At 51.2% G+C, this 1072-nt stretch carries 1 rRNA gene; it reads right to left on the bottom strand.

The window, feature by feature from the left end:
* Positions 1-1072: ribosomal RNA gene (locus tag BM350_RS25925) — 23S ribosomal RNA — on the bottom strand; the annotation flags it as partial.

The raw sequence follows: 1072 nt of genomic DNA, 5'->3' as shown, positions 1-1072 counted from the left end.
CCTACTTACCAGCCTAACTGCTTGGACGTGCTCAACCAATCGCACGCTTCTTCTATCCTTCTGCGTCCCTCCATTGCTCAAACGATAAAGAGGTGGTACAGGAATATCAACCTGTTGTCCATCGCCTACGCCTGTCGGCCTCGGCTTAGGTCCTGACTAACCCTGAGCGGACGAGCCTTCCTCAGGAAACCTTAGGCATTCGGTGGACGGGATTCTCACCCGTCTTTCGCTACTCATACCGGCATTCTCACTTCTAAGCGCTCCACCAGTCCTTACGATCTGACTTCACAGCACTTAGAACGCTCCCCTACCACTGATACCATAGGTATCAATCCGCAGCTTCGGTGGTGTATTTAGCCCCGGTACATTTTCGGCGCAGAGTCACTCGACTAGTGAGCTATTACGCACTCTTTAAATGGTGGCTGCTTCTAAGCCAACATCCTAGTTGTCTAAGCAACTCCACATCCTTTTCCACTTAATACACACTTTGGGACCTTAGCTGGCGGTCTGGGCTGTTTCCCTTTTGACTACGGATCTTATCACTCGCAGTCTGACTCCTAAGGATAAGTCATTGGCATTCGGAGTTTGACTGAATTCGGTAATCCGATGGGGACCCCTAGTCCAATCAGTGCTCTACCTCCAAGACTCTTACACTTAAGGCTAGCCCTAAAGCTATTTCGGGGAGAACCAGCTATCTCCAGGTTCGATTGGAATTTCTCCGCTACCCACACCTCATCCCCGCACTTTTCAACGTGCGTGGGTTCGGGCCTCCATTCAGTGTTACCTGAACTTCACCCTGGACATGGGTAGATCACCTGGTTTCGGGTCTACGACCACGTACTAAACGCCCTATTCAGACTCGCTTTCGCTACGGCTCCGCCTCTTCAGCTTAACCTCGCACGGGATCGTAACTCGCCGGTTCATTCTACAAAAGGCACGCCATCACCCGTTAACGGGCTCTGACTATTTGTAGGCACACGGTTTCAGGATCTCTTTCACTCCCCTTCCGGGGTGCTTTTCACCTTTCCCTCACGGTACTGGTTCACTATCGATCACTAGGTAGTATTTAGCC

Source organism: Bacillus sp. 103mf, assembly GCF_900116295.1.
In the GTDB taxonomy this organism is placed as follows: domain Bacteria; phylum Bacillota; class Bacilli; order Bacillales; family Bacillaceae_G; genus Bacillus_A; species Bacillus_A bruguierae.
This window is presented reverse-complemented; position numbering and strand designations above follow the sequence as displayed.